The sequence below is a fragment of the Novosphingobium olei genome, from assembly GCF_012927405.1.
GTDB lineage: Bacteria > Pseudomonadota > Alphaproteobacteria > Sphingomonadales > Sphingomonadaceae > Novosphingobium > Novosphingobium olei.
This window is the reverse complement of the sequence record NZ_JABBGM010000001.1, coordinates 743,205-755,752: the sequence shown is the minus strand read 5'-3', so window position 1 is coordinate 755,752 and position 12,548 is coordinate 743,205. Positions and strand designations below refer to the sequence as shown.

The 12,548-nt window shown below is 66.9% G+C and carries 10 protein-coding genes; 5 read left to right on the top strand and 5 right to left on the bottom strand.

All coding sequences use genetic code 11. The annotated features are described in order from the left end of the window. Nucleotides 1–154: 154 nt before the first annotated feature. Together HHL27_RS22175 and HHL27_RS03605 are read left to right on the top strand one after the other, a co-directional pair. Nucleotides 155–832, top strand: a complete 678-nt coding sequence (locus HHL27_RS22175; protein ID WP_206069331.1) for a prolyl hydroxylase family protein — start codon at nt 155–157, stop codon at nt 830–832. After that, entirely contained in the window at nt 823–2,694 is a 1,872-nt protein-coding gene (locus HHL27_RS03605; RefSeq protein ID WP_338114812.1) for a DUF885 domain-containing protein, read from the top strand. The genes HHL27_RS22175 and HHL27_RS03605 overlap by 10 nt, the downstream gene beginning before the upstream one ends. A gap of 7 nt (nt 2,695–2,701) precedes the next feature. Here HHL27_RS03605 and HHL27_RS03600 read toward each other — a convergent pair whose 3' ends face one another. Genes HHL27_RS03600 through HHL27_RS03590 form a run of 3 tightly spaced genes read right to left on the bottom strand, consistent with a single transcriptional unit; the run spans nt 2,702 to nt 5,811 of the window. Further along, the gene (locus tag HHL27_RS03600; RefSeq protein WP_169491966.1) at nt 2,702–3,253 is read right to left on the bottom strand and encodes a DUF1003 domain-containing protein; all 552 of its coding nucleotides are present in this window, start codon (nt 3,251–3,253) and stop codon (nt 2,702–2,704) included. Nucleotides 3,254–3,286: 33 nt separating this feature from the next. Further along, on the bottom strand, nt 3,287–4,192 hold the full coding sequence (locus tag HHL27_RS03595; RefSeq protein ID WP_338114811.1) for an SGNH/GDSL hydrolase family protein: 906 nt from the start codon (nt 4,190–4,192) through the stop codon (nt 3,287–3,289). Continuing rightward, the gene (locus HHL27_RS03590) at nt 4,189–5,811 is read right to left on the bottom strand and encodes a lysine--tRNA ligase (protein WP_169491965.1); all 1,623 of its coding nucleotides are present in this window, start codon (nt 5,809–5,811) and stop codon (nt 4,189–4,191) included. Before HHL27_RS03590 ends, HHL27_RS03595 begins: the two co-directional genes overlap by 4 nt. Nucleotides 5,812–6,113: 302 nt before the next feature. Between HHL27_RS03590 and HHL27_RS03585 the strand changes: the two genes are divergently transcribed. Next, entirely contained in the window at nt 6,114–7,409 is a 1,296-nt protein-coding gene (locus HHL27_RS03585; protein WP_169491964.1) for an O-acetylhomoserine aminocarboxypropyltransferase/cysteine synthase family protein, read from the top strand. Between the two features lie 108 nt (nt 7,410–7,517). Here HHL27_RS03585 and HHL27_RS03580 read toward each other — a convergent pair whose 3' ends face one another. Continuing rightward, complete coding sequence (locus tag HHL27_RS03580) at nt 7,518–8,318, bottom strand: flagellin N-terminal helical domain-containing protein (protein WP_169491963.1); 801 nt, start codon at nt 8,316–8,318, stop codon at nt 7,518–7,520. 158 nt (nt 8,319–8,476) lie between these two features. On the opposite strand from HHL27_RS03580, the gene HHL27_RS03575 reads away from it, so the two are divergent. Together HHL27_RS03575 and HHL27_RS03570 are read left to right on the top strand one after the other, a co-directional pair. Beyond that, nucleotides 8,477–11,266 carry an ATP-dependent DNA helicase gene (locus tag HHL27_RS03575; protein ID WP_169491962.1) on the top strand — a complete coding sequence of 930 codons (2,790 nt, stop codon included), beginning with the start codon at nt 8,477–8,479 and terminating at the stop codon, nt 11,264–11,266. Next, complete coding sequence (locus HHL27_RS03570) at nt 11,263–11,808, top strand: histidine phosphatase family protein (protein ID WP_169491961.1); 546 nt, start codon at nt 11,263–11,265, stop codon at nt 11,806–11,808. Before HHL27_RS03575 ends, HHL27_RS03570 begins: the two co-directional genes overlap by 4 nt. Before the next feature lie 36 nt (nt 11,809–11,844). On the opposite strand, the gene HHL27_RS03565 is transcribed toward HHL27_RS03570, so the two are convergent. Continuing rightward, nucleotides 11,845–12,543, bottom strand: a complete 699-nt coding sequence (locus HHL27_RS03565) for a spermine/spermidine synthase domain-containing protein (protein WP_169492116.1) — start codon at nt 12,541–12,543, stop codon at nt 11,845–11,847. Between the last annotated feature and the right edge of the window lie 5 nt (nt 12,544–12,548).

Genomic DNA, 12,548 nt, shown 5'->3' with positions numbered 1-12,548 from the left:
CATTCCTATCCGGATCGGACTAAAAGCTCCGGGAACCGGATTCTCTCGCGACGTGTTGTTACCTGTTCGCGAGCAAGTCGCATTTGCAACAACGATTGAATTGGGGCGAAGGCTTGCTCCCGCAACGTGCCTGCGCCATGGTGCGGGAACCACCATGTCAGCACCCCGCCGCGCGCCCGATCGCGATCCCGACACGCCCGTTCTCAAGCGCATCGGCGAACGCGTGCGCGCGCGCCTCGAAGCCGATCCTGCGGCGCATCGGCTCCCGGTTAACGGATTGGAAATATTTGGACTTTCCGAGTTTTTCAGCGCTGCCGAATGCACGCGCCTGATGGGCATCGTCGATGATGTGGCGCAGCCTTCTGCAACTTACGGCAACGACGAATTCGCCGGTCGCACCAGCTATTCGGGCGATGTCGATCCGAACGATCCGTTCATCCTCATGCTCCAGCGGCGGATCGACGATCTCATCGGTCTGGAACCGTCATACGGCGAAACCATTCAGGGCCAACGCTACAGCGTCGGTCAGGAGTTCCGCGCTCATTTCGACTACTTTTCGCCCGAACAGGCCTTCTGGGAATCGGAACAGCAGCATGGCGGCCAGCGCAGCTGGACGGCAATGGCCTATCTCAACGCCGTCGAGGAAGGTGGATCGACCGACTTTCCCCGCCTGTCGCTGTCGATCCCGCCGCAGCCGGGCGCGCTGATCGTGTGGAACAACATGAAGCCCGATGGCACGCCCAATCCCCTCACGCTGCACGCCGGCACCCCCGTGCTCAAGGGTACCAAATACGTCCTGACCAAGTGGTATCGGGCCCGCCCGTGGTGGTGATCGCACGGGCTGCGGCCCCGCGCCGGCGACGGCTCGTCATCGCCAGCCTGCCGCTGCTCGCGCTTGCGGGGTGCGCCACCGTGCCATCGCAAGCCGCCGCCCCGCAGACGCCGCGCGCGGTGGTCGATGCGCCCGTCGACGAAGGAGCCGCGCTCGACCGGCTGTTTGCCGATGATGCGCGCAACGAACAGGCGCTCGATCCGCTGGCCGGGCTGGAGCGCGGTGAACGCGTTTCGGCGGACCGCTTCCGCCTCCTGTTCACGCCAGCGCTCATCGACCAGCAGCGCGCGTCCAACGCTTCGGCGCTCGAACGTCTCGGCCGGATCGATCGCAAGGCGCTCGACGAAGCGCACCGGATCTCGTTCGACGTGTTCCGCGACAGCAAGCTTGAAGAAAAGATTGGGCTCTCGCCCCAGATCGTCGCGCTGACCGCGCCGCGGCCCTTCAATCACTTCGGCGGCTTCCACGTCGAATTTCCCGGGCTGGTCGCGGGCGAAAGCGCCATGCCGCTCGAAACCGTGGCGGATTTCGAAGCGCGCCTCGCGCTCGACCGCGCGCTACCCGCCGTATTCGACACCGCGATCGCCCGCTTCCGCGAAGGCGAGGCAAGCGGCGTCACCGAACCGCGGCTTACCGTGCGCAACATGATCGCACAGATCGACAGCATCCTGGCAACGCCGCCCGCGCAATCCACTTTTACCTCGCCAATCAGGCAGTTCCCGCGCAGCATCAGCACGCGCGAGCGCCGGCGGCTCGCGCGCGAATTCCTCGATGTGACGACCAACTCGGTCTATCCCGCTTACCGTTCGCTGCGCAGCTTCCTCGCCGACGAATATCTTGCCAAGGCGCGCGAGGACGTCGGGCTTTCCGCCATGCCGGGGGGCGACAGGCTCTACCGCCTGCTGGTCCGCCTGCACACCACGCTCGATCTCGATCCGGCCACCGTGCACCAGCTCGGCCTTGGCGAAGTGGCGCGCATCCAGACCGAGATGGAGCAGGTGAAGCGCGAGCTCGGCTTTGCAGGACCATTGCGCGATTTCTTCGACAGCATCCGCGTCGATCCGCGCTTCCATCCGCGCAGCGCCGAAGAACTGGCGCGCGGGTTTGAAGCCGTGGGGCGCAAGGTCGATGCGCTTGCCCCGCGCTACTTCGTCCACCTGCCGCGCACGCCGCTGCTGATCCAGGCCTACCCCGCCTACCGCGCGCAGTACGAAGCCGGCGGCAGCTACAGCCAGGGGGCGGCCGATGGCAGCCGCCCGGGGGTGTTCTATTTCAACACCTACGATCTCAAGAGCCGGTTCCTGTCGGGCATCACCACGCTCTACCTTCACGAAGGGGCACCGGGGCACCACTTCCAAATCAGCCTGGCGCAGGAAAACACCGCCCTTCCCGACTTCCAGCGGTTCGGCGGGAATACCGCCTATGTCGAAGGCTGGGCGCTCTATGCCGAGACGCTGGGCTACGAGATGGGGTTCTACAAGGACCCGATGCAGCACTGGGGCACGCTCGACGACGAGATGCTGCGCGCGATGCGGCTGGTGGTCGATACCGGGCTGCACACGCAGGGGTGGAGCCGCGAGCAGGCGATCGACTACATGCTCGCCAATTCGGGCATGGGCCGGTCAGACGCCACCGCCGAAGTCGAACGCTACGTCGCCAATCCGGGGCAGGCGCTGGCCTACAAGATCGGCGCGCTGACCATCCAGCGGCTGCGGCGCAAGGCGGAAGGCGAACTTGGCCAACGCTTCGACATCCGCCGCTTCCACGACCAGGTGCTGATGAGCGGGGCGCTGCCGCTGCCGGTGCTCGAGGCCAAGATCGACCGCTGGATCGCGCAGGAAAAGGCTGCGCCGTCAGACTGATCGAGCGTCAGGCGGCAACCTGTTCGCGGACGGCCTCGGTCGTTTCGCCGACTTTGCCTTCCAGCTGGCCCAGCTTGTTGAACAGCTTGTCCATCTTGCGGTGCAGCCGCACGATTTCGAGCTGGGTGCGCAAGTTCACCTCGTAATCGTGGTGGGCGGTCAGGCGGTCTTTCTGCGACTGGCGGTTCTGGCTCATCATGATCACCGGTGCCTGCAGCGCGGCCAAGGTGGAGAGCATCAGGTTGAGGAAGACGTAAGGGTATTCATCCCATTCGGGCACGAGGCCGTGGGCCAGCGGGCTGTTGACGAACATCCACGCGAACAGCACCAGCGAGAACAGGATGATGAAGCCCCACGATCCGCCGACGGCGGCGACGCGGTCGGCGAGGCGCTGGCCGAAGGTCATGTGGACGGCGGCGACTTCGTCGGCGTCGCAGTCCTCGATCTCTCCCGAGGCGACGCGTTCGAGGACGCGCTGTTCTTCGGCGCCCAGGTCCTCGAACTTGCGACCGAGGAGTTCCTCGGCAAGGCTCTCGGCGGAAGGCGACGCGGTCTGCATGATTGCCCCAACGGGCAATGGAACGATTGTTTCCTAACGTTTCCGCAAAGGAACCGCGACGGTGGCCGGATGACCGAGCGTTTCGGCCGCGATCTGCTGCAGCCGCACGACCGTGGCGGGGTTCAGGCCGAGATCGTCGGCAGCGCGCTCGCGCGGGCCCAGCGTGCGCGGATCGATTCCAGTGATCGCGCCGAATTCCACCAGCGCTTCAAGGTAATAGCCTTCGGTGCTGGCGTGATAGTGGTCCCAGGTCCACAGGTCGATCTGGCCATAGGCGATGCCGTCATAGGGGTTGGGATCGGCAACACCGGTTTCGAAGGCACGCAGCCAGGCGGCGCCGACCGGGATCGAGGGACCGAACCGGACCGGACCTTCGGCGGCGAGGCGGTTGGCCGAGGCGACGGTTTCGGCGAGCGCGGCGATGGGCTTGCCCGACCACGGACTGCCCGGCCGCCACGCGAGATCGGCGCGCGGCCAGGTCGAGACCAGCCGCACGGTGACTGCCGGATTGCGCTGCTGCATCATCTTGGCGAGCGCCTGCGCCGCCGAAACGTGGCGCGCGGGATCGCCGGGAAGCGCGGCGTTGAGCGTCGAAAATCCCTGCAGCACGACCACGTCCCACGGCCGGTCGATGCGGGTTGCGCGCTTTTCGAGGTGGAAGGCGAGGTCCTGCCCGCCCGCGGTTTCAAGGCTGACGTGCCATTCCTGCCCCGCCTGTTCGGCAAAGGTCTTGAACAGCGCGGGCACGCCGCCGACGCCTTCGCCGTTGAGATCGGTCACGCGTTCGGGGTGATAGCGGCGCACCGGCGAGCCGTGGCCGAAGGTGAACGAGTTGCCGACGAACAGGATGGTCTTGGCAAAGGCCGCGCTGGCCCCAGCGCCTGCGCCGGTCAGCGCAAGCGTGGCGGCGATGAAGGTGGCGGCAAGGCGGCGCTTCACCCTTCGAGCGCCTCAGCGATCAGGGCGCGGGTATTGGCGATGCCGTAGAGCGCGATGAAGCTGCCCATGCGCGGCCCCGCCGAGGAGCCGAGCAGCGTTTCGTAAAGCGCCTTGAACCAATCGCGCAGGGATTCGAAGCCGTAGTGCGGGTCCTTGCCGATTTCGTAGACGATGTTCTGGATGAGCTCGGCCGTCGCATCGTCGCTCGTTGCCGCGAGTTCCTCGTCCAGCGCCGCGAGCGCGCGGGCCTCGTTCTCTTCGGGCTTGCGGCGCTGGAGCGTGGGGGCGACGAAATCGCGGTTGTAGGCGAGCGCGTTGGTGACGAGCCCGTCGAGCGCGGGATGCGCGGCGGGATCGGCGTTTTCGACATAGTTGGCGAGATAGGACCAGACCTGTTCGCGCGTCGCATTGGCGCCGAGCACGCCGACGAGGTTGAGCAGCAGGCCGTAGGTAACGGGCAGCGCTTCCCCTTCCCCACCAGCTTCGCCATTGGCGCGCAGCAGGTGCCAGACCGGGTTGCCCAGCTGCTGTTCGACCGGCTGGGCGGGAATCTTTTCGCGGAACTGCCAGTATTCGTCCACCGCGCGGGCGATCACGCCGGGGTGCAGGCTCTTGGCGCTCTTGGGTTCGCGGAACAGGTAGAAGCCGAGGCTTTCCTCGCTGCCATAGGTCAGCCACTGTTCGATGGTCAGGCCATTACCCTTGGACTTCGAGATCTTCTCGCCGTTTTCGTCGAGGAACAGCTCGTAGATCAGGCCTTCGGGCGGACGACCACCCAATGCGCGGGCAATCTTGCCGCTTTCGCGCACGCTGTCGGTCAGATCCTTGCCGCACATTTCGTAATCGACGCCCAGCGCCACCCAGCGCATGGCCCAGTCGACCTTCCACTGCAGCTTGGAATTGCCGCCAAGGATCGACTGTTCGACGATGGTGCCGTCCGCATCAGTGAAGCGGACGAGGCCGGCTTCGGCGTCGATCACCTCGATCGGCACCTGCAGCACTTCGCCGGTGCTGGGCGAAACCGGCAGGACGGGCGAATAGGTCCTGCGCCGTTCTTCGCGCAGGGTGGGCAGCATGATGCCCATGATGTCATCGAAATGGCGCAGGACATTGCGCAGCGCATCGTCGAATGCGCCCGAATTGTAGCGGTCCGACGCCGAGACGAATTCGTAATCGAAGCCGAAGCGGTCGAGGAAGTCGCGCAGCATCGCGTTGTTGTGGTGCGCGAAGCTTTCGTGCGTGCCGAACGGATCGGGGATGCGGCTCAATGGCTTGCCCAGATTGGCCGAGAGCACGTCCTTGTTGGGCACGTTGTCGGGCACCTTGCGCAAGCCGTCCATGTCGTCGGAGAAGGCGACGAGCCGGGTGGGATGGCCCTGCCCGGTTTCATCGGCGGTCAGCGCTTCGTAGGCGCGGCGCACCAGCGTGGTGCGCAACACTTCCTGGAAAGTGCCGATGTGCGGCAGGCCCGACGGGCCATAGCCGGTTTCGAACAACACGGGCACGAGATTGCCTTCGGCGTCTTTCTTGCCGCCCGGGAAGCGCTTGACGAGCTTGCGGGCTTCTTCGAACGGCCATGCCTTCGAAGTCTGGGCGGCGGTGGAAACGGCGTTGGTCATAGTGCCCGCCCTTTCCCCTTTTGCGGCTGCGAAGGCAAGTCCGAAGGCATGGTGCGCGAGTGCCGCGCCAACACCCTGCCAGCCCCCAAGTTGACAAAGTTGACAGACCTAAAAGAGAAAGTGTCAACTTTGCCGCTCATGCGCCATCCAGCGGCCACAAGTCCGCGGGAATCAAGGGGAAACGAAGCTGACATGTGCGTCAGATATCACCGGCGCGCGCAGTAGGAAAATAGCCCCTTCCCGATAATCAACCAAATCGGTAGACAAATACCGATACCGCTTCACGAAGAGGAATGCCTGCGATGACCGATCTTTCCAAGGCCCGCGCCGAAACGCTGGCGCTGCATGCCGGGTGGCGCGCCGATCCGACAACGGGATCTGTAGCAGTGCCGATCCACCAGACGACGAGCTACCAGTTCCAGTCGACCGAGCATGCCGCCAACCTGTTTTCGCTGTCGGAGCTGGGCAACATCTACACCCGGCTGATGAACCCGACCACGGACGTGCTGGAACAGCGGCTGGCCGCACTGGAAGGCGGCGCGGCGGCGGTGGCGACGGCATCGGGCCAGGCGGCATCGACCTTTGCCGTGCTGAACCTTGCCCGCGCCGGCGACAACATCGTCAGCTCCACCAACCTGTATGGCGGCACGTGGAACCTGTTCGCCAACACGCTGAAGGATCTGGGCATCGAAGTGCGCTTCGTCGATCCGGCCGATCCCGAAGGCTTTGCCCACGCCACCGACGATCGCACCCGCGCCTATTACGCCGAAAGCCTGCCCAATCCCAAGCTGGAGGTGTTCCCGATTGCCGAAGTGGCCGCGATCGGCCGCGAATACGGCATTCCGCTGATCGTCGACAACACGGCGGCGCCGCTGCTGATCCGTCCGTTCGACCATGGCGCGGCCGTGGTCGTCTATTCCACGACCAAGTACATCGGCGGGCACGGCACCTCGATCGGCGGGGCGATCATCGATGGCGGCAATTTCGAATGGGATGCCATTCCCGAACGCCAGCCGCTGCTGAACACGCCCGACCCCAGCTATCACGGGGCGGTGTGGGCGCGCGACATCAAGCCGCTGGGTCCCATCGCCTATGCCATCCGCGCCCGCGTGATCCTGCTGCGCGACATCGGCGCGGCGCTTTCGCCGTTCAACGCCTTCCAGCTGATCCAGGGACTGGAGACGCTGCCCCTGCGCATCGAGCGTCACAGCGAGAACGCGGCGAAGGTCGCAAGCTTCCTCGCCGCCCACCCCAAGGTGACCAAGGTGATCCATCCGTCCCAGTCCGAAGGCCGCGCGAAGGAGCTGGCGGACAAGTACCTGACGCGCGGAGCAGGCGGCCTGGTCGGGTTCGAGCTGGCGGGCGGGGCCGAAGCGGGCAAGCGGTTCATCAACGCGCTGGCGCTGTTCTACCACGTGGCCAACATCGGCGATGCGCGCAGCCTGGCAATCCATCCCGCATCGACCACGCATTCACAGCTTTCCGAACAGGAACAGGCGGCGACCGGGGTGAGCCCGGGCTATGTGCGCCTGTCGATCGGGATCGAGCACATCGACGATATCCTGGCCGACCTGGGCCAAGCGCTCGACGCGGCCTGAGCGCGCGGACGGACGCGCCCGCGGGCTGAATACCGAAAAGGCGGTCGCGCCCGAGCACGACCGCCTTCCCGTGGAGACGCTTTCCGAAGCAATGGAAGAAGGGGGGTATTACTTCAGAAGCGAAAGCACGTTCTGCTGGGCCTGGTTCGCCTGCGCGATCATCGCGGTCGAGGCCTGGCTGAGGATCTGCGACTTGGCCATCGCGGTGGTTTCCGCCGAATAGTCGGTATCGAGAATGCGGCTGCGGGCATCCGACAGGTTGGTGACGTTGTCGGTCAGGTTGCTGATCACCGATTCCAGCCGGTTCTGGCCGGCGCCGAACGAGGCGCGCGCCGCGCTGACTTCGGCAAGCGAGGTATCGACATCGCCCAGCGTGGTCGTGGCCGCCGTGGCGAGCGAGACGTCGAAGGTGACGGTGGCGATGCCCTTGCTGGTGATGTCGACCGTGTCGGTCGATTCACCGCCCACCTGGATGGTGAAGGTGCTGTCGGCGGTGCCGAACACGTTGTTGCCGTTGAACTTGGTGTTGGCGAGCACGTCGTTGATCTGGGTCGCCAGTTCCTGAACTTCGGCGTCCATGTAGCCGCGGTCGGTATCCTGGTAGGTGCCCGAGGCCGACTGCACGGCAAGTTCGCGGACGCGCTGGAGCATGTTGGTGACTTCGTTCAGCGCGCCGTCTGCGGTCTGGGCAAGCGAGATGCCGTCGTTGGCGTTGCGGATGCCCTGGCTCATGCCCTTGATCTGCGAGGTCATGGTGGTGGTGATCGCAAGGCCCGCGGCATCGTCCTTGGCGCCGTTGATGCGCTTGCCGGTCGACAGGCGTTCCATCGCGATGCCGGCCATCTTGCCAGCGGCGTTCGAAGCATTGGCCGCCTTGAGCGCGGCGATATTGGTGTTGATGACTGCCATTTCCCATTCTCCACTATGGGGCCGGAGTGACGCTCCGTTCCGTGTTCCGAAGCCAAGAACGGCGGGGCGCGCGAGGTGTTAAGGGGGGATATTCGACGGCGCGGGACTTGCCCGCTGTTCCGTTTCCGTTCACTGGAGAGCTGCCAACCGGAGCGATGATGAAACCGCTGCAGATCCCCGCCATTCACGCCTCCCACGGGGGATGCTGGCTGCGGCGCCCAGACCTTGTGGGCGACATGCTGGGCGCCACCACGCGCGGCGTGGGCAAGGGCGAGGCGATCATGGCGGTGTCGGACACGCCGCTGCTGATGCTCAATGCGCCGCTGGTGGCAAGCCGGCTGGGCTATCCCGACCTTTCAGGCCTCGACCTGCTCGAACTGTTCGCTTTCGTCCATCCGGCGCGGTTCGTGGTGCCGACGCCCAAGGGCATGGCCCATGCGCTGGGGCTCGAACCACCGGCAGGCGATGCCGACGTGCCCGAACTGCTGCAGCGCGCGGCCGGTGCGCTGCTGGCGACCTGCGAGGCCGAGGACTGGCCCGAGCGCGAGGGCGCGTGGACCGCGCTGCAATCGCTGGTGCGGCTGCGCTGGCCCTGGGCGGGGCTGGTCACGCCGCATCTGCGCAAGCCGGAAAAGGCCGAGCGCTGGCTGTTCGCGCGGCTGCCGGAATGGGAGGAAGCGCCCGAACGCCCGCAGCCCGCGCAAGTCGTGCTCGGCGCGGCGGAGATCGGCCTGCGCCTGTCGGCGCTCACCGGCGAAGGCGCGGAGGAGCGCGCCAGCCAGCTCGCCTTTGCCGAAGCGGTGGGTGCGGCCTTTGCGCCAAGGCGGGGGCAGCGCGAACCGCACGTGGTGCTGGCGCAGGCGGGCACGGGCACGGGCAAGACGCTGGGCTATCTGGCGCCCGCCTCGCTATGGTCGGCCAAGAGCGGCGGGACGGTGTGGGTTTCGACCTACACCAAGGCGCTGCAACGCCAGCTGCGGCGCGAAAGCCGGCGCGCCTATGGCGAAGGTGCGGCGGGCGGCCAGCAGCCCGTGGTGGTGCGCAAGGGACGCGAGAACTACCTCTGCCTGCTCAACCTGGAGGATGCGCTGCAGGGCGGCTTCCAGGGGCGCGCGGCGATCCTGGCGCAGCTGGTGGCGCGCTGGGCGGCTTATAGCCAGGACGGCGACATGATCGGCGGCGATCTGCCGGGCTGGCTCGGCACGCTGTTCCGCAAGCGTGGGGTGACGGCGTTGACCGACCAGCGCGGCGAATGCGTCTATGCCGGGTGCCCGCATTACCGCAAGTGCTTCATCGAACGCTCGGCACGGGCTTCGGCCGGCGCGGAGCTGGTGATCGCCAACCACGCGCTGGTGATGGTCAATGCGGCGCGCGGACGCGATGTGGCCAACCGGCCGACGCGGGTGGTTTTCGACGAAGGCCATCACGTGTTCGAAGCGGCGGATTCGACCTTCTCCGCCGCGCTGACCGGGGCCGAGACGATCGAGCTGCGACGCTGGGTGATCGGCCCCGAAGGCAAGTCGCGCGGGCGGCGGCGGGGACTTTCGGCGCGGCTGGCCGATGTGGCAAGCTATGACGAACAGGGCGCGCTGGCGATCACCGAGGCGGTCGAGGCGGCGCAGGCCCTGCCCTCTGACGGGTGGCTAGGCCGGATCGTGGAAGGCGCGCCGTTCGGCCCGGTCGAGGAGCTGCTCGGCGCGGTGCGCGCGCTCGTCTACGCGCGCGACGAGAATGGCGGTAGCGAGGCGGGCTACGGCCTCGAAACCGAAGTGGCGCAGCTCGATGGACCGTTCGTCGAGATTGCCGGCCACGCGCAGGAGGCGCTGGAGGCGTTGCGCCAGCCGCTGGTCCGCCTGGGATTGCGGCTGGAGGCGCTAATCGAGGACGGGCCCGACTGGCTCGACGGCCCGGCGCGCGCGCGGATCGAAGGCGCGCGCGGGGCGATCGGCTGGCGCAGCGACCTGATCGGCGGGTGGATCGCGCTGCTGGCACGGCTGGGTGGCCCCGCCGACCGCGATTTCGTCGACTGGCTGGCGGTCGACCGTTCGGACGGGCGCGAATGGGACATCGGCCTGCACCGCCACTACCTCGATCCGATGAAGCCGTTCGCCGAAACGGTGCTCGCCCCCGCGCACGGCGTGGTGCTGACCAGCGCGACGCTGTGTGATCGCAGCGGAGCGAGCGGGGGCGAGACCGGCGGCGACGACTGGGACAGCGCGGTGACCCGCAGCGGCGCGCAGCATCTGGAGGTGGCGCCCAAGCTGTTCAGCGCGGAAAGCCCGTTCGACTATGCCGCCCAGGCCGAAGTGCTGATCGTGACCGACGTTGCCAAGGGCGACATTGCTGCGCTCGCCGGCGCCTATGGCCGGCTGATCGAATCGGCGGGCGGCGGCGTGCTGGGCCTGTTCACCGCAATCCGGCGGCTGCGCGCGGTCTATGGCCGCATCGCCGACCGCCTCGCCCGCGCCGGGCTGCCGCTCTATGCCCAGCATGTCGATCCGATCGACACCGGCACGCTGGTCGACATCTTCCGCGACGATCCGCGCGCCAGCCTGCTCGGCACCGATGCTCTGCGCGATGGCGTGGATGTGCCGGGCGATTCGCTGCGGCTGGTGGTGATGGAACAGGTGCCCTGGCCCAAGCCATCGATCCTGCACCGCGCGCGGCGGCTGGCAGCCAAGGACAGCGGCGGCGGACAGCGGCACGATGATCGCATCATCCGTGCGCGGCTGGCACAGGCGTTCGGGCGGCTGATCCGTTCGGGCACCGACCGGGGGCATTTCGTGGTGCTGTCGGCGGCGTTCCCTTCGCGCCTGCTCAGCGCCTTCCCGCCGGGCACGCCGGTGCGCCGGGTCACGCTCGATGCGGCTTTACAATTGATCGCAGCCGGTGTTTCAGGGAGCGAACCCGCGGCTTCGCCCGCAGCCATCGACGGAAGGACCGCGTGAAGACCCTGGCCCTGTTCCGCCACGCCAAGTCCGACTGGAGCGATGCCCGCGCCCGCGACTTCGACCGCCCGCTGAACCTGCGCGGCCAGCGCGGCGCGCTGGCGATGGGGCAGCACATCCGTTCGACCGGGCGCCGCTTCGACCGCATGATCGCATCGCCCGCAGTGCGCGTGGCCGAAACCATCGAGACATCGAGCAAGGCCTGGGGCCGCAGCTTCCCGGTCGAATGGGACCGGCGCATCTACCTTGCCAGCAGCGCGGTGCTGATGGACCTGCTGCGCGAAATCGCGGGCGATCCGAAGAGCGTGCTGATGGTGGGCCACAATCCCGGCTTGGAAGACCTGATCTTCGACCTGGTGCCCGACGATGGCAGCAGCCCGTTGCGCGACGTGGTGGTCCAGAAATTCCCGACCGCGACCTACGCGGTGATGGAACTTGCGATCGACCGCTGGGCGGACCTGGAGGAAGGCTGCGCCAGGCTGGTCGAGCTGAAACGCCCGCGCGATCTCGACCCGGAGCTGGGGCCCGAATTGCCCGATTGAGCGATGGCTGGCGCGCCTGGCGCCGCCACCAGCCGGTCAGTCGCGCCGGGTCGCCATGATGATGACGTGCTGTTCGTCTGGCTTGGCGGGGCACGAATCCGCGCCGCGATCGGCTTCGATCACGGTGACCGAAAAGCCGCTGCGGGCGAGCGTTCCGGCGAACCGGTCATCGTGGGAGGCGGACCAGATGCCGAGTATGCCGCCATCCTTCAGCGCAGAGCGCGCGGCGGCGAGGCCTGCGGCGGAATAGAGCCAGTCGTTCGCGCGGCGGGTCAGCCCTTCGGGTCCGTTGTCGACATCGAGCAGGATGCAATCATAGCCCTGCCGCGCGGATTCGATCAGCAGGGCGACGTCTTCCTGAACCAGCTGCACGCGCGGATCATCGAGGCAGCCGAAGGTGATCGCCGCCATCGGACCTTTCGCCCATTCTACGATCTTGGGCACGATTTCGGCGACCGTCACTTCGGCATCGGGGCCGAGAGCACGCAGCGCGGCGCGCAGCGTGAAGCCCATGCCATACCCGCCGATCAGCATGTGGACGGGCGCACGGTCAGCCAATTCTGCGCAGACCGCGCTCGCCAGCACGCCTTCCGAAGCCGAAAAGTCCGTGCTCATCAGCTCGTTGTCGTCGAGCAGGATCGCGAAATCGGTGCCGCTCTGGACAAGGCGGAGCCTGCTCCCGTCGGGCACGAAGGCCGTGTCGACGAGATGTTCGCCGGCATTGAGCGCGGACATGCCGC

Bases quoted from the DNA above. Each gene is read 5' to 3' on its own strand.
- HHL27_RS22175 (WP_206069331.1), top strand. From the start codon at position 155: ATGTCAGCACCCCGCCGCGCGCCCGATCGCGATCCCGACACGCCCGTT.
- HHL27_RS03565 (WP_169492116.1), bottom strand. From the start codon at position 12,543: ATGTCCGCGCTCAATGCCGGCGAACATCTCGTCGACACGGCCTTCGTG.
- HHL27_RS03585 (WP_169491964.1), top strand. From the start codon at position 6,114: ATGACCGATCTTTCCAAGGCCCGCGCCGAAACGCTGGCGCTGCATGCC.
- HHL27_RS03580 (WP_169491963.1), bottom strand. From the start codon at position 8,318: ATGGCAGTCATCAACACCAATATCGCCGCGCTCAAGGCGGCCAATGCT.
- HHL27_RS03590 (WP_169491965.1), bottom strand. From the start codon at position 5,811: ATGACCAACGCCGTTTCCACCGCCGCCCAGACTTCGAAGGCATGGCCG.
- HHL27_RS03600 (WP_169491966.1), bottom strand. From the start codon at position 3,253: ATGCAGACCGCGTCGCCTTCCGCCGAGAGCCTTGCCGAGGAACTCCTC.
- HHL27_RS03575 (WP_169491962.1), top strand. From the start codon at position 8,477: ATGAAACCGCTGCAGATCCCCGCCATTCACGCCTCCCACGGGGGATGC.